Source organism: Mucilaginibacter conchicola, from assembly GCF_003432115.1.
GTDB lineage: Bacteria > Bacteroidota > Bacteroidia > Sphingobacteriales > Sphingobacteriaceae > Mucilaginibacter > Mucilaginibacter conchicola.
Genome location: NZ_QWDC01000001.1, coordinates 507,215 through 525,649, shown reverse-complemented (window position 1 = coordinate 525,649; position 18,435 = coordinate 507,215). Strand labels below are relative to the sequence as shown.

The window sequence follows — 18,435 nt, the reverse complement described above, 5'->3', positions numbered from 1 at the left end:
TCAACCACCTCTTTTACCCGATTGTCCGAGTGGTCTCATAACAGGCTCGGCGGTTGTAGAGTCGGCGACTTTTACGCTATCTTTCAACTTTTTCTCGCCGGTAGTGTCTTTTTTTATAGTTGTAGAGTCAGCGACTTTTACGCTATCCTTCAACTCTTTTTCGGCTGTGGTGTCGTTTTTTTCCTTGTTTTCGTGGGATGTGCATGCAGTGGTTGCAAGCAATAAAGCTAATGCAATGTAAGTGTACTTCATTGTGGTCAATAGTTTAAGTTTATTGCTTAAAGCTACAAACTATACATCACATCTTAAAACAAAAAAAGCCTCTCATTTTCATGAGAGGCTTTAGGGTAAATGATGGGGCTCGAACCCACGACCCTCGGTACCACAAACCGATGCTCTAACCAACTGAGCTACATCTACCGTGTTGGGATTGCAAAAATAGAAAATTGCGTACTATTTGCAATAAATTTTTGAAAATATACTTCCGCGGCTCAAAATGAGGATGTTGTATCGGCCTAAAACTTAAATATGGCCCGCAAACCCGATATAGCTATCTGTAATCCCACACAAAATATCAGGAATGCCGAGATGCGGTTAACAATATTCTCGCCGTTACTGCCCAAGTAATTGATAAGTGTTTTAGTGTTGAGATAAAATATATAGATGAGTATACAGAGGGCCATTATAGCCACCATTACAGCTGCAATGTTGATGTAATAATCGCGTGTACCAAACTTTTCGCCATGGGCGCTCAGCGTAAATAATACTGATATAGTGCCCGCGCCCGTTGTTACAGGGAAGGTAATAGGGTAGAAGAGCTTTTTTACCAGGTGCTCATAAGCAGATACCGGTGCATGTAATTCTACTTTATCATCAGCTGTATCTGAGCCTTGGTCTGATGATAAAAATTCCCAGCCAATCTTGCAGATCATGATACCACCAGCCAGTTGTACTACAGGGATAGATATACCAAACAGTTCCAATATCCAATGCCCGCCAAACAATGCTACCGTACAAACACAAAATGCATAAAATGTAATGCGTGTAACAGCCTTTTGTTTCTCTGCGCGCGAAAGGTGTTCAAAATAAGGGCTTACTATAAATGCCGACCCCATAGGATTGATCACAGGGAACAGTGCTATAAAAGCAGTGAACACCAAATGAATAAACGATTCTAAAGATAGCATGTAAATACCGCGTTGGTTACCCGCGCTAACCAAATATAGCAGATTTGAGCACTATACAAAAGCAAAACCTTGCCGCAGTAAAATGGTTATCTGTATCATATTTCATTACTTTTAAATGTTTTTGCTTTGCAGCCGATTATCTACTTTAGTAACATGAAAATTGTACGTCTTACCTTTCTGTTTGCCGTTATGGTGTCGCTTGCCGCCTGTAATTCTAAAAAGAGCAACGTGCCGGTAGTAGGTTTTATTGATGCTTTTGAAGACGCAACCATATCGCAGGCTAAAAACGGTTTTATTGATGCATTAAAACAGAATGGCTTTAGCCAAGAGAAAGGCACCGTAAAAATCGAATACAACAATGCACAGGGAAGTATCCCAACCTTAACGCAGATAGTAAATCAGTTTGTATCAAATAATGTCGATCTGTTGGCTACATCAACTACATTATCTACGGTTTCGGCTATCCAGAAAACCAAGACCATTCCTATCTTCCAGATGGTATCGCCAACACCCGAGCGTATGAAAGTGGCCGATGCATCGGGTAAAGGCCCGGCAAATTTGTTCGGTACCATGGAAGATCTGAATTATATCGACACATCATTCTCCCTGATCCCAAAATTCATCAAACCCAAAAGCGGACAATTGACTGTTGGGATGATCTATAATCAATCAGAACCGCAATCTGCCGATGCCTTGCAGCGCATACAGGGTTTGGCTGCCAAAATGAACATTAAGATAGTGGCCCTGCCGCTTAATTCATCTGCGGATGCACAATTGGTTACGCAAAGTTTGTTAAGCAAAGGCATTGATGCGTTTTTCGCAAATCCGGATAATACGGTATTTGCCGCTTTCGAGACTATCCTGAAAAGCTGTAACGATAAAAACATACCCATCTTTACCAGCGAGGCTGGCCTCGTACAACGCGGCGCTGTAGCTGCCTTTGGTGCCGATATTTATCAGTGGGGATATCAATCGGGCTTGCAGGCCGCGCAGTATTTAAAAACGCATAAAACTGATGGATTAAAGCTGGAGATGGTTAAAGTGCGTAAGCATGTGTATAACCCAACAGCTGCTAAAAAATACAATGTGACCGTGCCAACAGGTTTTGAAGCTGTAAAATAATGGATTTCTACATCACAGCACTCATACAAGGACTTTGCTTTGCCGGTATTGCCTTCGGTATTTACCTGTCAATGAAGATCTTTAATATCCCTGATATTACTACCGATGGTAGCTATACCCTCGGCGGCGTAGTTACAGGCTCGCTGATGACCCATCACCAATCGGGATTTGTTATCGTAGTTTTGGTTATAGCTTCGGGTGCTGTGGCCGGTGCTTTAACTGGCATCATCCATACCAAGTTAAAGATAAATGCGCTGCTCGCAGGTATCCTGGTGATGACTGCTTTGCGTTCAGTAAACCTGATTATACTTGGACGGTCAAATCTGCCTTTATTAGGTGTATCAAGTCTGTTTTCATCCGTCAATTTGTTAGCCAATCCAAATCAGAATTCATTTATTATATCCTTGTTAGTTGTTTTGGTGCTCACCATTATTATTGGCTATCTGCTTAAAACCGATTTTGGTATTGCAATGCGGGCCACAGGTAACAGCGAGATTATGATAAGGGCCCTTGGTGTGAACACGGATAGAATGAAAATTATTGGATTGGCTGTGGCTAACGCACTCACTGCATTAAGCGGTTATCTGGTAGCGCAACAGCAGGGTTTTGCCGACATCAGTATGGGTATTGGTATTGTGATAACCGGACTTGGTTCGGTCATTATTGGCGAAACAGTGATCAACTTGCTAAAAGTAACCTCGGTTTGGCTGAGTCTGGTATTTGTGCTCACAGGCGCAATCATTTTTCAATTAGTACTTGCGTTTACGCTGAGTATTGGTGTTAATGCCAATTGGTTGTACGGAGTTACGGCTTTGTTTGTTTTAATCATTGTTGGTTTGCCACGTTTAAGCAGGAGGGCGGCATGATATCGGTAAAACAACTCCAAAAAACATTTAATACCGGTAAACCTAACGAGGTAATTGCCCTTAGCGATATCAACCTCGAAATTGGGGCGGGGGAATACGTGGTAATTGTTGGTTCAAACGGCTCGGGTAAATCAACTTTACTCAACCTGATTGCAGGTAGCATCCTGGCATCAAAAGGCACTATCAGTATCGATAGCAACGATGTGACCAAACTGGCCGAGTACGACCGCAGCAAATGGATAGCACGTATATTCCAAAACCCATTATTAGGTACTGCTGCCGACTTGAGCATTATAGATAATTTCCGCTTGGCTGCCCTGCGCACCAAAAGCAAAGGGTTGACCATAGGCAAAACAGAACAGTTTAAGAACACGGTTCGCGAACGCATTGCTACGCTCGATATGGGCTTGGAGAATAAACTGGAGCAACCTATAGGTACGCTTTCCGGCGGGCAACGCCAGGCGCTCACTTTGCTGATGAGCGTGATGGACGATTGTCAAATTCTGCTACTTGATGAGCCTACAGCTGCCTTAGACCCGCGCTCGGCAGACAATGTTTTGCGCATTGCCGATGACCTGATCAAGAAATTTAAGCTTACCGCCATATTAGTTACCCATAACCTGCGCGATGCTGCCGCGTATGGTACACGCATCATCCAGATGCACGAAGGAACTGTTTTAAAGGACATATCGGGTACAGAAAAAGACACCCTTAAGCAAAATCAACTTTTTGAGTGGTTTGCTTAATAACTGGCAAAGAAATTGTATTGCCATCTGTACTATGAAAAACACAACTTTTGAAAATATATTTGATGCCTACCAGTTGGTAAGCGGAGCAAAAATAAAAGCTAAAAACCAGGACGAAATATTTGAACTTGGTGCATACGATGGCAACAAACGCGGTTACACGCTATACGCTTTCGAGAACGGGATGAGGTTTGAAGATTTCAGCGTTATCATCTCAGAGAATGAGTTGATGAACAACTACCAGATAGAAAAAATTAAAGTGAACGTGGCTGCTTAAGCAGTTACAAGCGGCGTCATTACACAGTATCTTTTTTTGCGGTTTGCACTTTACGGTGCATGCAATGCCTTATCTGCCGCAAGCAGGATCATTAGATGTGATGACGCCTTTTTTATTTGCTTACGCGGATAAAAAAAGAAAGGGGCCTTTTTGAGGCCCCTTTCTTTTTACTTTTTGTATGATATCTTGTAGATGTAGCCTTTAGAGTCTTCGCTTACATAAAGCGAGCCATCCGGGCCCTGGGCTAAACCACATGGGCGGTGGGTAGCAGCACCTTTGGCTGTATTCTCCGGCGAGCCCGAGAAACCGTCGGCAAATACTTTGCCTTCGCCGTTTGGCTTGCCATCTTTAAACGGTTGGAAAACCACATAGTAACCTGCTTGCGGCTCTGGTGCGCGGTTCCATGAGCCATGGAATGCGATGAAAGCACCGTCTTTATATTCTGCAGGGAACTGGCTTGCAGTGTAAAACAACAATGCGTTAGGGGCAAGGTGGCCTGGGTAAGCAGCAACCGGATCGATGAATTTAGCATCACCTTCCTTTTTGCTGTCGCCGCCATACTCTGGTGCTACGATCTTTTTATGTTGTTGTTGATCGTAATAGATATATGGCCAGCCTGCATTGTCGCCTTTTTTCAAAGCATACATAGTTTCTGCAGGCAATTCAGCTTGTTGTTGTACGGTGTATAGATCAGGGAACAGATCATGTAAGCCATCGCGGCCATGCTGCATTACAAAAAGTTGGTTATCCTGTTTGTTCCAGTCTAAGCCAACCACGTTACGTAAACCGGTAGCATAGCGCTGGCCATCTTTATAGGTTTGGTTGGGTTTATCGGCCTTAAACTGCCATATACCACCCGCTGAGTCAAGGATAGGGCAATCTTTCTTACCCAAAGAACCTTTCTCGCGGTCTTTTATCTGGCAAGAGTTTGAGTATGCACCAATATTGGTGTACAGGTTACCTGCATCGTCTAAAACAATCGATTTTGATTCGTGCTGATGGCGGTCTAATAAACCGGTAACAATCTTTTCAACTTTAGCGGTATCAGCCACTTCGTCAGCATCGTTCAATTTATAACGGAAGATCTCGGTATTTGATGAAGCATACAGGTAGCCGTTTTTAATAGTGATACCTGTACCGCCGTAGCCACCAAAGGCCGCTTTAACCTCGGCTTTGCCATCTTTTTCAACCAGCATCAATATGCCTTTGCCGTCTTTATTTGGTTTACCCAATTTTACGTAAATAATACCCTTAGGCGATACCGTGATGTGGCGCGTGCCGCCAAGGTCTTTGGCAATAATTGTTGCCGTAAACCCTTCAGGAACGGCAATGCCGGCCTCGGTTTGGGTAGTGTCGCTTCCTGCGGTAAGTGTGTCGGTAGTGGTAGCTTTTTTAGAATCGCTGTTACAGGCATTCAGAAAAAGTGCACCGGCAACTGCCAAAGCAGGTAAGGTTAGTTTAAATGTTTTTTTCATTTTGTGAGAGTTTTAAGCAGATCAGGGAAGTAGTCCCTGTTATCTCAAATTAACTTATAATACAGTTCATTACGAAATCTGTTTGAATAAAATGCATCGCGGGTGCGTAGGGTGCAAGCGTAAGAGAGATTATATCGCTCAGTAAAATACTGAAGGTTATTTGTTTAAATAACTTTTACTTAAATTAGCTTTAACCAGCTAAGCCTTTATGAAAAATCTTCTTTTGCTTGCCATCATTATTTTTGCAACTATTGGTGGTTATGCCCAGCAATCAGCACCGGCTGTTGATGCCTTGATAAACAAGCTTAAGGATATTGCTGAGAACCACGCCACCGAAAAAGTTTACTTAAGCTTTGATAAGCCGGTATATAAAACAGGTGATACCATTTACTTTAAGGCATTTGTTACACTGGGCGATAAGCACCTCCCATCAACCCTCAGTAACGTTTTGCATGTTGATCTTATCAATCTCACCAATAAAAGCACCAATCACGTTAAGTTAAGGATAAAAGAGGGAACCGCCTGGGGCGATTTTACCTTACCCGATTCGCTTAACCCGCAAGACTATGCTATAAGGGGTTACACAGCATGGATGAAGAACGAGGGTAACTATTTTTATAAAAGGTTAACGTTATCACAGCCCCCGGCTGTTAAGCTTTCAGCGCAATCAAAAACACCTGCGCCTGATCTGCAATTCTTCCCCGAGGGCGGATATCTTGTTGCTGATATTGACACCAAGATCGCCTTTAAGGCGCTTGCATATAATGGCAAGGGCATAAACCTAAAAGGAAGGATTGTTGATGATGCCGGTAAGCAAGTTGCTGAAATAAACTCTACGCACCTGGGTATGGGGAGTTTTACGTTCAAAGCTAAAAATGGCGTTGGTTATAAAGCTGTGGTTACTTTTAATGATAACAGGGAATACATTTACCAACTCCCCACTACCGTAAGTAAAGGTATAAGCCTCGCCGTTGATAATACAATGCCCGATTCTGCGCGAATATCCATTACATCAAACAGACCATATTTTCGCGATAACAGGAATAAGGTGCACACGCTTTTAATTTATTCACAGGGTTTAATTAAAACGGTGCCGTGTACACTTGATACCGCTTTGATAACTTTAGACGTTGCAACAAAAAAATTGGCAAGCGGTATTGTACAAGTTGTGTTGCTATCGCCCGAAGGGCAGATTCTTGCTCACAGAAGGTTATTTGTTTTCGGTAATAACGATCTAACCTTGCATTTGGATAAGGATAGTGTTGGCAGCTCAACCGTACTGTCAGTAACCAATACAAATACTGCCAATTTTAGGGCAAATTTTTCAGTATCAATTTTGGGTGGCCTTAAACCCGATGAAGGCGGGGAAGCGGGATCTAACATAATGAGTTATCTTTTATTAAGCTCCGACCTGAAAGGTTATATCGAAGACCCTGACTATTACTTTCGATCCAGATCTTTGCAGTCCCGGCAACATCTCGATTTGGTAATGCTTACCCATGGCTACAATAAATGGTCATGGAACGAGCTGTTTAAATACGGGCAGGGGCCTGCTAAATTCCCGGCAGAGAAAGGTTTCAGTATATCGGGTTTGGTTAAGGACATGGCCGGCAATGCGCTATATAATGCTACAGTTATGCTTTTTACAAAAGATCTTAAAGTAGTAAATGAACAGGTTACCGATAAGCAGGGCTCTTTTTCTTTCAATGATCTTGATTTACCCGATACTGCTTTTGTATTAAAAGCGCTTAGTGCTAAAGGCAGCGACAAACTTAAAATTACTTACACTGAAAAAGCTGAACAACTTCCGGATACCGGTATGGATGAACTGGCAAATGTATATAATGCTATGGTAGATTCTACGAAAAAGATACCCGCAGATATTTCCCGAAAAACCAAACGAACGTTACAAGAGGTAACTATTACAGCTAAGAAGACCGCAAAATTAGAAATGACCCCAATGGGCTTACCCGACCAGGTAATAAGCGGAGACAAGTTTGACAGTGATGGGCAGATGATGGCGAAATTGATGGGTAGGTTACGAAATGTAGATTTTATCTGGGATCAGACAAAAAATATTTTTAGGATGAAATCGAGGCATATTTACCGTGGCATTATGAAAGTCTATGTGAATGATATGGAAATGCAGGACGATTTCAATATTAACAACATTGATCCGCATGTAGTTGAAACGGTTACTGCATTTACAAACCCTACTACTGGTGCAGGTGCAGTGGTGATAAAAACAAACAGAGCGCGGTTGTTTAAAAATGACCCGTCAAAAGGTATTACTCCGGTAAGCGTAGCAGGTTACTATAACGCCAGGGAGTTTTACGTGCCAAAGTTTGTGGCAGCAGAGAGTTTCGATAAACCCAAAACATTGTTTTGGAACGCTAACCTTCAATTTTTTAATAATGACAAACAGATTTTGAACTTACCCCAAATAAAAACGAAATCTACACTGATAATTGAAGGTATGGCAAATGATGGTCGGTTGGTTTATGAGGCATTTAATTTATAATGGATTGCTACTGTGTTGTATTGCAGAATATAATTTTATAAATGCTTATTTGATTAAAATATCTTCAGCATTGCGTTAAACTATCGCAAACAGTCCTCGTCATATTGATATAAAATCTTTAGCGATATGAAAAGGTCAGTTTTACTTTCAGCAATATTATTTGGCAGTTTGTTTTACAATAGCGCCCAAGCCCAGATATCTATACACTTTGGTTTCAACATTCCTGCAAGGCCGGTGTACGCCCCTGCACCGCCGCCACCGCCACAGCCCGTAATGGTTTATGATAATGATGATTTTGACGACAGCGATGATTATTATTACCTGCCCGAGGTTGAGGCCTACTACAGCGTACCGCGCCACTGCTATTACTATATGAACAGCGGCCAGTGGGTATCTGCTGCTTACCTGCCGGGCGCTTACCGCAACTACGACTGGCGCTCATTCCGCCACTACGAGATAAGATCTCGCCGCCCGTACTTTAACCACGATGTTTACCGCAACCGTTGGGGCGGAGACTTTAACCGCGGTCGCGATTGGAGCAGACGCGGTGACGTTTACGCCGGCAGACCTTACGATAACCGCGGTAATGGCTGGAACAACGGCGGCTACAACCGCCCTAACGATAACCGCGACGGTTGGGATAGGCCAGACCGTGGTCGCGACAACAATTGGGGGGGGGGCAGGCCTGATAATAACAACTGGAACCGCCCGCAACCCAACCGTGATAACAACGGCGGATGGGGCAGAGGCCAGCAACCTAATAACGATAACAGAGGAAACAGCGGCAGTTGGGGCCAACCACGCAATAATGGCGGCGGATGGAACGGCGGCCAGCAACAACCACAACAGCCAAGCCGGGGGAATGACAATAACGGTGGTGGCTGGAGCCAACCAAGCCGCGGCAACGATGGCCGAAGCAATGATGGCGGCGGCAGAGGCGGCCGTGGTAATCGCGATAACGGTGGTGGCAACCGTGGTGGTTTCGCTAACCAGTTAGCACAAAATAATGGCGGTGTGAGCGCACGCCCTACACGTTTCTAAAACTTACCGCCTCTATTATATAACAGCAAAGCCTTCGGTAGATATTCTCCGAAGGCTTTTGCTTTTTTTAAGGCCGGTAGCTTAGTAGCTGCTGGCTTTTGTTAGTTTTTCTATGGTTTCGCGGCTAAGCTTCAGTTCGGCAGCTTTGGCCAGGTCATCAAGTTGTATTACACTTGTAGCACTGGCAATAGGGGCCGTGATGCCCGGTCTTGCCATTACCCAGGCAATAGCCACGCTTGCTTGCGTGCTGTTGTATTCTTCAGCTACTTCATCCAGGGCGCGTAGGATGGTAAAGCCACGGTTATCCAGGTATTTTTTAATACCGCCGCCGCGTTTGCTTTTATCCAGATCATTCTCAGAACGGTACTTGCCGGTGAGGAAACCGCTTGCGAGCGAGTAATAGGTTATTACTCCAAGGTTAGCTTCGTGCGCCAATGCTTCGTACTGGCGCTCGTAATCTTCGCGGTCGTACAGGTTGTACTCGGGCTGCAGGGTTTCGTAGCGGGCGAAGCCGTTATCTTCGCTCACTTTTAAAGCCTCGCGTATACGCTGGTGACCATAGTTACTGGCGCCGATAGCGCGTACTTTACCTTGCTTTATCAGTTCGGTAAAGGTTTCAAGCGTTTCTTCTAAAGGCGTATCGCTATCATCATCGTGCGATTGATAAAGGTCAATATAATCCGTTTTTAACCTGCTTAGTGAGGCATCAACCGCCTGCATGATGTATGCTTTAGAAAGGCCTTTTTTATCATCGCCCATTGGCTTGCCTACTTTAGTGGCAAGTATGATCTTATCGCGTTTGCCGCCTTGTTTTATCCAGTTGCCTATAATGGTTTCCGATTGACCGCCAACGCCGTTGTTAGCCCAGCGGGCGTACACATCGGCGGTATCTACAAAGTCGAAACCTTTATCTACGAATGCATCCAATAATTTGAAAGAGGTTTTCTCGTCAATGGTCCAGCCAAAAACGTTGCCACCAAAACATAGCGGAAGCACCTCAATTCCCGATTTTCCTAATTCACGTTTTTCCATTATATCACTTTGCTGTTGTTTGTGTGTATCTGTTCGGCCAGTTCATCAATCCAGCCGGATAAGTATGGCTCTGTACCACCAATGCGTTCCCAGTTACCCTCAGTATCGCGGGCAATGGTGAGTTCTAAACTATCGTCTATCGCTTTAAATGTATATGCGCCGGCGTTGCTGATAACGGTTCCGTTAACATCAGTATCTGTGCCGGTAAGCACTGCTTCAAATTCTTCCATAATTGTAAGTAGTTTAAATTTTAACAAGCCGGCCGCTGATTTGTGTGATTTTTATGAGGATGTGATCTCGCGTTTTTGAACCTTGATTTGCCTGATTTGAAGATGAGCTTAATAAATTGCGGAAGGCACACGCCGCACGCGTACGCCAGCGATGGCAGTGTTCACGTTCACGGCATGAACATCCGTGAACAATCGTCAACGCTTGATTATTAGTTATTTATTACTGACAAGATTTTGTTAGTAATTTCAATATATTGATTATGAGTTATTTGTGAATGATAAGGTTTTGTCAGTAAATTAACTTGAGTGTGCAGATCCTTCGCCCTCGCTCAGAATGAAAAGGTGTAATTAGTCAAACTGTTGCTGCAGGCGCTCCAGGCGGTCTATCAGAAGGTTCAGTTTCTCTTCTTCATTTTTAAACATACGTGGTTTAATGTAAAAAGTGTTAAACAGGAACCATAGAATGATAGAGCTGTAAGTAATAATCTTGAACGATGGCGGCGCATTTTCTAATACTTCGAGGAAGTAAAGGGCTAATCCGGCGCTTATCAATAAAGTATAGAAATAAAAGAACCAGCCAATAGTACGCGAGCGGTCTTTCTGGTATTTTTTAAGACTATCAAGATAGTCGATAGGGTTTTGGGTAAGGTCGTGCTTGTTTAAAATTTGGTAGTGGCGTATCATGAAGTACAGGTACATTGCCATGGCTACCAGTATGATCAATATACCAATTGTTGTGGCTGGTGATTTAAACGCAATAAAAAACATGAGGATAAATGCAGCTGCCACTGTGGCTATCATGGCCACAATGCTCCAATATAACCGCGACGTAAAGCTGCGGATGCCCCTTTTTACCTGTTTAACAACTTCGTCAACAGAAAGGTGCTCCTTGGGCGGCTGCGCCTGCCAAACCGACATTAAGTGATCAAAGTCTTTCATATTGATTATATAACTCTGTCAGTTTTTGTTTAATACGATGGATCTTCACTCTCAAATTTCCCTCTGATATACCCGAAACCTCAGCAATTTCGGGATACGGCACCTCATCAAGCACCAGCGTAATTATAATTCTTTCCGATTCTTCAAGTTTTGATATACACTTATACAGCAAAGCAACCTGCTCATTCTTTTCAGAAAACTCCTCACGTTTAGTTTCTGCTATAAGAGGCGTTAACTCGTCTTTAGCCTGTCGTTTTTCCGACCGCAAATAGGTTAAACAGGTATTTACTGCAATACGATATATCCAGGTTGATATTAGCGCCTGGTTACGGAATTTGTGAAGATTTTGCCAAACTTTCAGGAAAGTTTCCTGTAAAAGATCGTTCGCCGCATCATCATCACCTGTGTAACCATAACACAAATGGAAGATCTTTTTTGAATTGGCCTCATATATTCGCCTGAAAGCTTCTTCGTTGTTATCTGCCACTTGTTAATAATTTATAAGTTTGACAAAGTAAAGCATCAAATGTTACAACTCGTAACTTTTTTTGCTGAACCAAGGGTATTTCTCCTCTGCGTCTTTCAGCACCTGCTCATAATCGTTCACATAATCATACTGCAGGTCTTCGTGCAGTTTGCTTAGCGTGGTACGGATCTTTTCTACCTGGCGGGTGAGTATAAGGCGGATAGGTTTGTGCGAAGTTTGCCTTATCACATACTGCATATAGCTTTGGCAAAAATTAAGCAGCAGTTCTACCTCGGCTGTTTTGTTACCGATGAATTTGATGTATTTGTTAAGCAGTTTAAGGATCTTGCGGAGAGCTTTAGCTGTAAAATAGCTTTGCACAGGTAACTGACTAAACATAAAGCCAGCCTCAGCCTTAACCGATTCAATAAAAGCCTGCTCGTTATGCGATTCAAAAAGCAGGTAGGCCAACAATTCTTTGTTTTCCTTTTTATAGCGGGTAAGCCGCAGGCATAATTCGGCCAATTGCTCGGCAGGTAAATGCTGCAATTCTTTCTTTATTTGCGCTAATCCGTAGGTAGTTATACTCATCCGTTAACCTTAAGCTTTATTTTCCTATTTTTGCCACACTACATAAAAAATGCAGAAGAGCAAACTTACCTTATATATTTTTATAGCACTGGTGCTGGGCGTTATTGCCGGCTATGCTTACAATGCTACCGTTATTAACAATATTAATACCAGCATTAGCACCGCCGAGGTAAAGATAAAAACATTAGACCAGCAAATTACCGCAAGTACCGATACCACCACAATTGCTTTTAAAGCTTTAAAGACGGAGCGCGCCGCGCAGGCCACCATCCGTAAGGATGCCGATAAAGCCCGTGAAGGAAAGCTTGAGATTTTTACCATTTTAAGTAAGATGTTCCTGAACCTTATTAAGATGATCGTGGCGCCTTTGGTGTTTACTACGCTGGTGGTAGGTGTTGCTAAGGTTGGAGATATTAAGTCGGTAGGCCGTATTGGAGGCAAAACCCTTCTTTGGTTTTTAAGTGCAACCCTGGTGTCGCTCCTGTTGGGGATGATGCTGGTTAATTTCTTCAAACCTGGTGAAGCTATGCATTTGCCTTTACCGGATAGCCATTTAGGTATAGATATAGCAAAAACCTCAATTTCACTGGTCAACTTTGTAGACCACGTTTTCCCTAAAAGCTTTGTGGAAGCAATGGCCAATAACGAGATATTACAAATAGTAGTATTTGCGCTGTTCTTTGGTGTGGCCACCGCTGCCATAGGCGATAAGGGCGAGGTTGTAATAAAGGCGATGGATGCCATCGCACACGTTATCCTTAAAATAACAGGCTACGTAATGCAGCTGGCGCCACTTGCGGTGTTCGGTGCCATTACTGCTATTATTGCCAAACAGGGCCTGGGTATTTTAAAGACCTATGCTATTTTTATAAGTGAGTTTTATTTTTCGCTCATACTGCTTTGGCTGGTAATTGTATTGGCAGGCTTTACAGTTTTAAAAGGCCGTGTGTTTAAACTGGTAAGCAGGATAAAAGATGCTATCCTGATTGCTTTCAGCACCTCAACCAGCGAGGCCGCTTATCCAAAAGTGTTATTAGAGTTAGAACGTTTTGGCTGTAAAGACAAAATAGTAAGTTTTGTATTGCCATTGGGTTACTCGTTTAACCTTGATGGCTCTATGATGTACATGACCTTTGCATCGCTTTTCCTGGCGCAATCGTATAATATCCATCTGTCGTTTCAACAACAGCTATCCATGCTGCTGGTACTCATGATAACCAGTAAAGGTATAGCAGGCGTGCCGCGTGCATCATTGGTGGTTATTGCCGGTACCATATCCATGTTCAATATCCCAGAAGCAGGCTTAGCGCTTTTAATAGGTATTGATCCCTTGCTGGATATGGGCCGCTCAGCAACTAATGTATTGGGTAATGCAATGGCTACGGCAGTTGTAAGTAAATGGGAAGGGGAGCTTTCTAATGAAGGAGTTAGTGAAGGAGTGAATGAGTGATGCTGGCAATGATTGAATTAGTGAATGAGCGATGAATGGAAAAACCATTAGATTATAAATGACAAATACAGATAAAGAAGCTTTTGTAGAAGCGTTTAGGGCTCGGACTAAGAAGTTTGTGGTTGATAATATAAAATTCTTCAGAACTTTACCCAAAACTGAAGAAGCGAAAATAATAGGAAGACAATTGTTGCGTTCATCATCTTCAGTTGGTACTAATTACCGTGCGGCCTGCAGGGCCAGATCACAAACTGAATTTCATTCTAAGATGTCAATTGTTGTAGAGGAAGCAGATGAATCTGCTTCCTGGATGGAAGTTCTTGTAGAAGCCGAAATTGTCAAAGAAAGCGAAATAGCAATCTTGGTTGACGAGGCAAATCAAATTTTAAAAGTTACATCGTCTGCAAGAAAAGCAGTTTCTAAAAATTAATTATTCATTAATTCACTCCCTCGCTAATTCACTCATTATTATAAGATGTCTAATCGCGCTAAAAAAATATTTCTTCTTCTAAGTATTGTTGTGCCGTTTATGTTGTACTGCGTTTACTACTACGGCATGATGGTGAAAAATGCACCATATAAGTTTGCCGAGTTTGAAGGCCTTAAACTGGAGTATGGTTACAACGATAGCCTGTTGAACAAGTACAACTCTGAGACCGGCGAATACCAGTTTGTTAACCGCAAGGATTCGGTAGTTAAAATGCACATGGACCTGAGCAAGGACGATCTGCTGTACCTGCACCGCAAAGCTGCCGAACTTGGTTATTGGGATTTCCCGACTAACGAAACCAAGAAAGATCCTAAAGAGCGCTCGATGCGTTACATTATCGAGTTTAAGTACAAACGCAAAACCAAACGCGTGGTATTCGACGAAACTTACCAGGGTAACGAAAAGCTGATCGATGCCAATCAACGCCTGCTTAAAGAGATCAAAAAGAAACTCGACGAGAACGAGGTAAGGCTTAGAAACGTAAAATAAGTGCATTTAAGCAATAGCGATAAAAATAAAATCGCGTTGTTTATTTAGATTTTAATCTATATATTTGCACCTCAAATTTTAAAACAATAATTAATCAACAATGTACGCAATAGTAAGTATAGCCGGGCAACAGTTTAAAGTTGCGAAAGACCAGCAGATCTTTGTACACCGCTTACAAGGAGACGAAGGCGCTAATATTGAATTTGACAACGTGTTGTTAGCAGAAAACGAAGGTAAATTCAAATTAGGTTCTGATTTGAAAGGCGCTAAAGTATCAGCTAAGATCGTGTCTCATTTAAAAGGTGATAAAGTAATTATCTTCAAAAAGAAAAGAAGAAAAGGTTACAAAAAGAAAAACGGTCACCGTCAGCAATTCACTAAGATCGAGATCACTGGTATCTCATTATAATTAGATTTTAAACTTGCGGGAGACTCGTTTCCTGTTAAAAATATAAAGAAATGGCACACAAAAAAGGGGCCGGTAGTTCACGAAACGGCCGCGAATCGCATAGCAAACGTTTAGGTATCAAAATTTTCGGTGGTCAGCCAGCTATTGCAGGTAACATCATCGTTCGCCAGCGTGGTACCCAACACAACCCGGGCCTTAACGTAGGTATCGGTAAAGACCACACTTTATTCGCTCTTATCGACGGTAAAGTTGTTTTCAAAAAGAAAGCTGATAACCGTTCATACGTATCAGTACTTCCTTTAGAAGAAACACCGGTTGCTGAAGTAGCTGCTCCTAAAGCTGCTGCAAAAAAAGCAACTAAAGCTGTTGAAGCTCCGGTAGCTGAAGAAGCTCCAAAAGCTAAGAAAGCTGCTGCTCCAAAAGCAAAAAAAGAAGAAGCTGCTGATGCTGCTGAAGAAACAGCTGCTGAGTAATTTCAACTTACAGATATTGAAAAGCCCCGGTCACAATTTGATCGGGGCTTTTTGTTTATTTTTTGGTGCAAGAGTAGTGTATGGTTTCTACTGTTAAAACATCTTAAATTCTCCTAAATAAAATGGCACAGCAACAGTCCACTCTTGCCTTATAACTTTTCCACTTTGAACTCCCGGTTTCCATTTTGGGAGATTGCCTACAACGCGTAGGGCTTCAGCATCTGTATCATCAGAAAGGTGTTGTAATATTTTAAGATGGGTTAATTTACCATCTTTTTCAACAATAAAACTTACTATCACCTTGCCCTGAATTCTTTTTTCGCGGGCATCAGCCGGATAGCGTACCATTTTGGCAACGGTTGTTTTTAGCTTTTCAGGCCCGCCGGGGAATTCTACAGGTTGTTGTACTGCAATATATACCGCAGTATCTGCGGCTGTCAGAGTGTCGGTTTGTGCTTTTGCACTTGTATACGTAAAAGCGCAAATGATGATCAATAGATATTTCATTATTATTCTAATATCACTTTCTTTAAATACCAGCCATCAGGATCTATAACCGGTGTTGTTTTACTGCTGATGATCTGCGGCTCGTCGGTAAGCATCAGGCGTTGTTTACCTGCATCGGTTACAACATCTACCGGTAAAGTCATTTTGATGTTTTGCAGTCTTAACATGTATTTATCGTTAGAACGGGCGCGTACACTTACCTCAAGTTTATCTGTAGTACGCAAGTACATATCAAATAACGGTTTTAGTGATTGCCCGTAAGCTTTGCTGAAGTATTGCTCTACCTCATCGGTAACATTCTGATGGTCGTAGGTGAATTGCGGATCGGTAGCCAAACCTTTAAGCGTTTTAAAGAAAAGCGTATCACCCATTACATAATGCAGGGTATGCATAAAGAAACCACCCTTGCTATAAATGTCGCCGTTGTAGGCTGATGCTTCATCAATATCTTTACCCAATACAATAGGCTGCTTGTTTTGGATGCCCATTGCCGATTTTTTAAAATGATCTATATATGCCTGGCGGCCCTCAAGATCCAAAATAGGCAATGCATCTGCGTATGTATCAATCCCTTCATGGATCCAGTAATCGGCCCAATCACGGGCGGTTACTTTGTTACCCCACCATTCGTGGCCAAACTCATGGAACATCAGCCAGTCAAAATCTTGACCGCCAACTTTTGTGTACCTGAATTTGTTGCCATAAGCGTTCATGCTTTGGTGCTCCATACCCAGGTGAGGGGTTTCCACAATTCCCAGTTTCTCTTTGGCCCATGGGTATTCGCCAAAGTATTTTTCTTTAGCCTGTGCTGCTTTTATTACCATATCCACAAGATGAGGGCCTTGGGCAGCATGCTCTTTAAGTACATAGAACTGCACGGGAACGGTATTGCCGGCTACAGATTTATAAGAACCTTTGGCAACGGTGTAATCGCCGGCATTAAACACCAGGCTGTAATTGTTAATGGTGTATTTGGTTTGCCAGTGATAAGTAGCAGTACTGCCTTTTTTGCTAACGCCTTTTAGTAACCCCGGGCCAGCTACAACCAGGTTTGATGGTACAGTGATGTACATATCGGCGCCTTCGTTCGGCTCATCGCTTGGGTGGTCTTTACAAGGGAAATAGATCTTGCCACCGGTTTGTTCGGCTGTTACTGCCAGCCAGGGGTGGCCGGTAGAGTCCTGTGTCCAGGTAAATCCATCATCCCATGGTGGTCTTTTAGCAATGCGTGGTTTGCCGTTGTATAATACTTTGATAGCAGCTTTACCAGCAGCCAATTCTTTATTAAGATTGATGGTAATGAGGCCGTTCTTATGTTCAAAGGGTTCTTTCTTGCCGTTAACTGCTACTTCGCTTACGTGCAGAGAATCCAACAGATCCAGTATCAGCGTTTTAGCCGGCTGTTTCATGATCACGTCTACGGTGGTATTACCGTCGATTGATTTCTGATCAAAATTACAGTTGATAGCGATGTTGTAATGGCGAACATCCATTATGGCTTGTTCCGGCTTCAGTTTGCCGCCTGATGTTTGGGCATTGGCGCATAAAACCAAACCAGAGAATAAGCAGGTCACAAATCCTGCTAATTTGAATTTATTCATTATGAAAGGAATGATGGTGTGCTTAAAGATAAGCATGATGCTGCTATTTGCGGGCGGGATGCTTTGTAAAAATTATGTGGGGAGAGATGGGGATGATAACAATTTTATTCTTCAGCAGGCATAATGCAAGAAAATGGCACAAGGCAAAAAGATCTCACAGGTTTGCCGTTTTTTATACCAGGTTTCCACCTGGGTGATTTTTCGAAAGTCCGGGCTACTGCGCGGGAAACCACAGTACTTTTAGTTAACTTATAAACGCTTGACTTAGAAACTCTGCCATCTTTCTCAATTAATAATTGTAATACTACCCGGCCAGTATAATTATTCAGATCAGTGCTGTCAGGAAATCTGAAATTTTTAGAGAAAAATTTAAGTAAACCCACATCTCCGCCCGGAAACTGTGGCGGCAGGTCAACTACTGTATAAACAATAGTGTCAGTGATTTTTCTAACTGATTGAGCATTGACAGTAGTTAATGCTGTCAGCAAAAACAGAACTATATACAGCCGTTTCAGCATATTCT

General features: G+C 42.7%; 22 protein-coding genes and 1 tRNA gene. 11 read left to right on the top strand and 12 right to left on the bottom strand.

The window, feature by feature from the left end; translation table 11 throughout:
* The 3 genes from D0C36_RS02210 to D0C36_RS02200 all read right to left on the bottom strand — a co-directional run bounded on the left by D0C36_RS02210 (position 1) and on the right by D0C36_RS02200 (position 1,187).
* On the bottom strand, positions 1 to 252 hold the full coding sequence (locus D0C36_RS02210) for a hypothetical protein (protein ID WP_117389952.1): 252 nt from the start codon (positions 250 to 252) through the stop codon (positions 1 to 3).
* A 94-nt stretch (positions 253 to 346) separates the two neighbouring features.
* Positions 347 to 420 (bottom strand) — tRNA-His (locus tag D0C36_RS02205).
* Between the two features lie 95 nt (positions 421 to 515).
* Positions 516 to 1,187 (bottom strand): MarC family protein, encoded by a 672-nt coding sequence (locus tag D0C36_RS02200; RefSeq protein WP_117391331.1) that lies wholly within the window; start codon positions 1,185 to 1,187, stop codon positions 516 to 518.
* 153 nt (positions 1,188 to 1,340) lie between these two features.
* Between D0C36_RS02200 and D0C36_RS02195 the strand changes: the two genes are divergently transcribed.
* The 4 genes from D0C36_RS02195 to D0C36_RS02180 are packed head-to-tail and all read left to right on the top strand — an operon-like array spanning position 1,341 to position 4,198.
* On the top strand, positions 1,341 to 2,309 hold the full coding sequence (locus D0C36_RS02195) for an ABC transporter substrate-binding protein (protein WP_117389951.1): 969 nt from the start codon (positions 1,341 to 1,343) through the stop codon (positions 2,307 to 2,309).
* Positions 2,309 to 3,175 carry an ABC transporter permease gene (locus D0C36_RS02190; protein WP_117389950.1) on the top strand — a complete coding sequence of 289 codons (867 nt, stop codon included), beginning with the start codon at positions 2,309 to 2,311 and terminating at the stop codon, positions 3,173 to 3,175. The genes D0C36_RS02195 and D0C36_RS02190 overlap by 1 nt, the downstream gene beginning before the upstream one ends.
* Positions 3,172 to 3,921 (top strand): ABC transporter ATP-binding protein, encoded by a 750-nt coding sequence (locus tag D0C36_RS02185; protein ID WP_117389949.1) that lies wholly within the window; start codon positions 3,172 to 3,174, stop codon positions 3,919 to 3,921. Before D0C36_RS02190 ends, D0C36_RS02185 begins: the two co-directional genes overlap by 4 nt.
* Positions 3,922 to 3,955: 34 nt before the next feature.
* A complete protein-coding gene (locus D0C36_RS02180) occupies positions 3,956 to 4,198 on the top strand; it encodes a hypothetical protein (protein ID WP_117389948.1) in 243 nt (80 codons plus the stop codon).
* 167 nt (positions 4,199 to 4,365) lie between these two features.
* On the opposite strand, the gene D0C36_RS02175 is transcribed toward D0C36_RS02180, so the two are convergent.
* On the bottom strand, positions 4,366 to 5,673 hold the full coding sequence (locus D0C36_RS02175) for a PQQ-dependent sugar dehydrogenase (protein ID WP_117389947.1): 1,308 nt from the start codon (positions 5,671 to 5,673) through the stop codon (positions 4,366 to 4,368).
* Positions 5,674 to 5,881: 208 nt separating this feature from the next.
* Here D0C36_RS02175 and D0C36_RS02170 point away from each other — a divergent pair, with 208 nt between their 5' ends.
* Together D0C36_RS02170 and D0C36_RS02165 are read left to right on the top strand one after the other, a co-directional pair.
* Positions 5,882 to 8,194 (top strand): hypothetical protein, encoded by a 2,313-nt coding sequence (locus D0C36_RS02170; RefSeq protein ID WP_117389946.1) that lies wholly within the window; start codon positions 5,882 to 5,884, stop codon positions 8,192 to 8,194.
* Positions 8,195 to 8,320: 126 nt separating this feature from the next.
* A complete protein-coding gene (locus D0C36_RS02165; protein WP_117389945.1) occupies positions 8,321 to 9,235 on the top strand; it encodes a hypothetical protein in 915 nt (304 codons plus the stop codon).
* Positions 9,236 to 9,316: 81 nt separating this feature from the next.
* Here the strand turns inward: D0C36_RS02165 and D0C36_RS02160 are convergent, their stop codons facing one another.
* The 5 genes from D0C36_RS02160 to D0C36_RS02140 form a co-directional block, all read right to left on the bottom strand.
* Positions 9,317 to 10,267, bottom strand: coding sequence for an aldo/keto reductase (locus tag D0C36_RS02160; RefSeq protein WP_117389944.1), 951 nt, complete (start codon positions 10,265 to 10,267; stop codon positions 9,317 to 9,319).
* Positions 10,267 to 10,497: a hypothetical protein gene (locus D0C36_RS02155; protein WP_117389943.1), complete on the bottom strand. Its 231-nt coding sequence runs from the start codon at positions 10,495 to 10,497 to the stop codon at positions 10,267 to 10,269. The genes D0C36_RS02160 and D0C36_RS02155 overlap by 1 nt, the downstream gene beginning before the upstream one ends.
* Before the next feature lie 348 nt (positions 10,498 to 10,845).
* Positions 10,846 to 11,436: a hypothetical protein gene (locus D0C36_RS02150; protein ID WP_147321918.1), complete on the bottom strand. Its 591-nt coding sequence runs from the start codon at positions 11,434 to 11,436 to the stop codon at positions 10,846 to 10,848.
* Positions 11,423 to 11,923, bottom strand: a complete 501-nt coding sequence (locus tag D0C36_RS02145; protein WP_117389941.1) for an RNA polymerase sigma factor — start codon at positions 11,921 to 11,923, stop codon at positions 11,423 to 11,425. Before D0C36_RS02145 ends, D0C36_RS02150 begins: the two co-directional genes overlap by 14 nt.
* 42 nt (positions 11,924 to 11,965) lie before the next feature.
* A complete protein-coding gene (locus D0C36_RS02140; RefSeq protein WP_199501951.1) occupies positions 11,966 to 12,493 on the bottom strand; it encodes a hypothetical protein in 528 nt (175 codons plus the stop codon).
* A 49-nt stretch (positions 12,494 to 12,542) separates the two neighbouring features.
* On the opposite strand from D0C36_RS02140, the gene D0C36_RS02135 reads away from it, so the two are divergent.
* The 5 genes from D0C36_RS02135 (at position 12,543) to rpmA (ending at position 15,804) form a co-directional block, all read left to right on the top strand.
* Positions 12,543 to 13,943, top strand: a complete 1,401-nt coding sequence (locus tag D0C36_RS02135) for a dicarboxylate/amino acid:cation symporter (protein ID WP_117389940.1) — start codon at positions 12,543 to 12,545, stop codon at positions 13,941 to 13,943.
* A 58-nt stretch (positions 13,944 to 14,001) separates the two neighbouring features.
* Positions 14,002 to 14,373, top strand: coding sequence for a four helix bundle protein (locus D0C36_RS02130; protein ID WP_117389939.1), 372 nt, complete (start codon positions 14,002 to 14,004; stop codon positions 14,371 to 14,373).
* Positions 14,374 to 14,472: 99 nt separating this feature from the next.
* Positions 14,473 to 14,922, top strand: a complete 450-nt coding sequence (locus tag D0C36_RS02125; protein WP_233524387.1) for a hypothetical protein — start codon at positions 14,473 to 14,475, stop codon at positions 14,920 to 14,922.
* A gap of 100 nt (positions 14,923 to 15,022) precedes the next feature.
* A complete protein-coding gene (rplU, locus tag D0C36_RS02120; RefSeq protein WP_117389937.1) occupies positions 15,023 to 15,331 on the top strand; it encodes a 50S ribosomal protein L21 in 309 nt (102 codons plus the stop codon).
* Positions 15,332 to 15,381: 50 nt separating this feature from the next.
* Positions 15,382 to 15,804 (top strand): 50S ribosomal protein L27, encoded by a 423-nt coding sequence (rpmA, locus tag D0C36_RS02115; RefSeq protein ID WP_117389936.1) that lies wholly within the window; start codon positions 15,382 to 15,384, stop codon positions 15,802 to 15,804.
* A 93-nt stretch (positions 15,805 to 15,897) separates the two neighbouring features.
* Here rpmA and D0C36_RS02110 read toward each other — a convergent pair whose 3' ends face one another.
* The 3 genes from D0C36_RS02110 to D0C36_RS02100 all read right to left on the bottom strand — a co-directional run bounded on the left by D0C36_RS02110 (position 15,898) and on the right by D0C36_RS02100 (position 18,430).
* Positions 15,898 to 16,311, bottom strand: coding sequence for an energy transducer TonB (locus D0C36_RS02110; protein WP_117389935.1), 414 nt, complete (start codon positions 16,309 to 16,311; stop codon positions 15,898 to 15,900).
* Between the two features lie 2 nt (positions 16,312 to 16,313).
* A complete protein-coding gene (locus D0C36_RS02105; RefSeq protein WP_158557055.1) occupies positions 16,314 to 17,912 on the bottom strand; it encodes a M1 family metallopeptidase in 1,599 nt (532 codons plus the stop codon).
* A gap of 104 nt (positions 17,913 to 18,016) precedes the next feature.
* Positions 18,017 to 18,430, bottom strand: a complete 414-nt coding sequence (locus D0C36_RS02100; protein ID WP_117389933.1) for an energy transducer TonB — start codon at positions 18,428 to 18,430, stop codon at positions 18,017 to 18,019.
* Positions 18,431 to 18,435: the final 5 nt, after the last annotated feature.

Bases quoted from the DNA above. Each gene is read 5' to 3' on its own strand.
- D0C36_RS02190 (WP_117389950.1), top strand. From the start codon at position 2,309: ATGGATTTCTACATCACAGCACTCATACAAGGACTTTGCTTTGCCGGT.
- D0C36_RS02105 (WP_158557055.1), bottom strand. From the start codon at position 17,912: ATGAATAAATTCAAATTAGCAGGATTTGTGACCTGCTTATTCTCTGGT.
- D0C36_RS02180 (WP_117389948.1), top strand. From the start codon at position 3,956: ATGAAAAACACAACTTTTGAAAATATATTTGATGCCTACCAGTTGGTA.
- D0C36_RS02195 (WP_117389951.1), top strand. From the start codon at position 1,341: ATGAAAATTGTACGTCTTACCTTTCTGTTTGCCGTTATGGTGTCGCTT.
- D0C36_RS02100 (WP_117389933.1), bottom strand. From the start codon at position 18,430: ATGCTGAAACGGCTGTATATAGTTCTGTTTTTGCTGACAGCATTAACT.
- D0C36_RS02125 (WP_233524387.1), top strand. From the start codon at position 14,473: ATGTTGTACTGCGTTTACTACTACGGCATGATGGTGAAAAATGCACCA.
- D0C36_RS02135 (WP_117389940.1), top strand. From the start codon at position 12,543: ATGCAGAAGAGCAAACTTACCTTATATATTTTTATAGCACTGGTGCTG.
- D0C36_RS02200 (WP_117391331.1), bottom strand. From the start codon at position 1,187: ATGCTATCTTTAGAATCGTTTATTCATTTGGTGTTCACTGCTTTTATA.
- D0C36_RS02165 (WP_117389945.1), top strand. From the start codon at position 8,321: ATGAAAAGGTCAGTTTTACTTTCAGCAATATTATTTGGCAGTTTGTTT.
- D0C36_RS02160 (WP_117389944.1), bottom strand. From the start codon at position 10,267: ATGGAAAAACGTGAATTAGGAAAATCGGGAATTGAGGTGCTTCCGCTA.
- rplU (WP_117389937.1), top strand. From the start codon at position 15,023: ATGTACGCAATAGTAAGTATAGCCGGGCAACAGTTTAAAGTTGCGAAA.
- D0C36_RS02185 (WP_117389949.1), top strand. From the start codon at position 3,172: ATGATATCGGTAAAACAACTCCAAAAAACATTTAATACCGGTAAACCT.
- D0C36_RS02155 (WP_117389943.1), bottom strand. From the start codon at position 10,497: ATGGAAGAATTTGAAGCAGTGCTTACCGGCACAGATACTGATGTTAAC.
- D0C36_RS02170 (WP_117389946.1), top strand. From the start codon at position 5,882: ATGAAAAATCTTCTTTTGCTTGCCATCATTATTTTTGCAACTATTGGT.
- D0C36_RS02140 (WP_199501951.1), bottom strand. From the start codon at position 12,493: ATGAGTATAACTACCTACGGATTAGCGCAAATAAAGAAAGAATTGCAG.
- D0C36_RS02110 (WP_117389935.1), bottom strand. From the start codon at position 16,311: ATGAAATATCTATTGATCATCATTTGCGCTTTTACGTATACAAGTGCA.
- D0C36_RS02150 (WP_147321918.1), bottom strand. From the start codon at position 11,436: ATGAAAGACTTTGATCACTTAATGTCGGTTTGGCAGGCGCAGCCGCCC.
- D0C36_RS02175 (WP_117389947.1), bottom strand. From the start codon at position 5,673: ATGAAAAAAACATTTAAACTAACCTTACCTGCTTTGGCAGTTGCCGGT.
- rpmA (WP_117389936.1), top strand. From the start codon at position 15,382: ATGGCACACAAAAAAGGGGCCGGTAGTTCACGAAACGGCCGCGAATCG.
- D0C36_RS02210 (WP_117389952.1), bottom strand. From the start codon at position 252: ATGAAGTACACTTACATTGCATTAGCTTTATTGCTTGCAACCACTGCA.
- D0C36_RS02130 (WP_117389939.1), top strand. From the start codon at position 14,002: ATGACAAATACAGATAAAGAAGCTTTTGTAGAAGCGTTTAGGGCTCGG.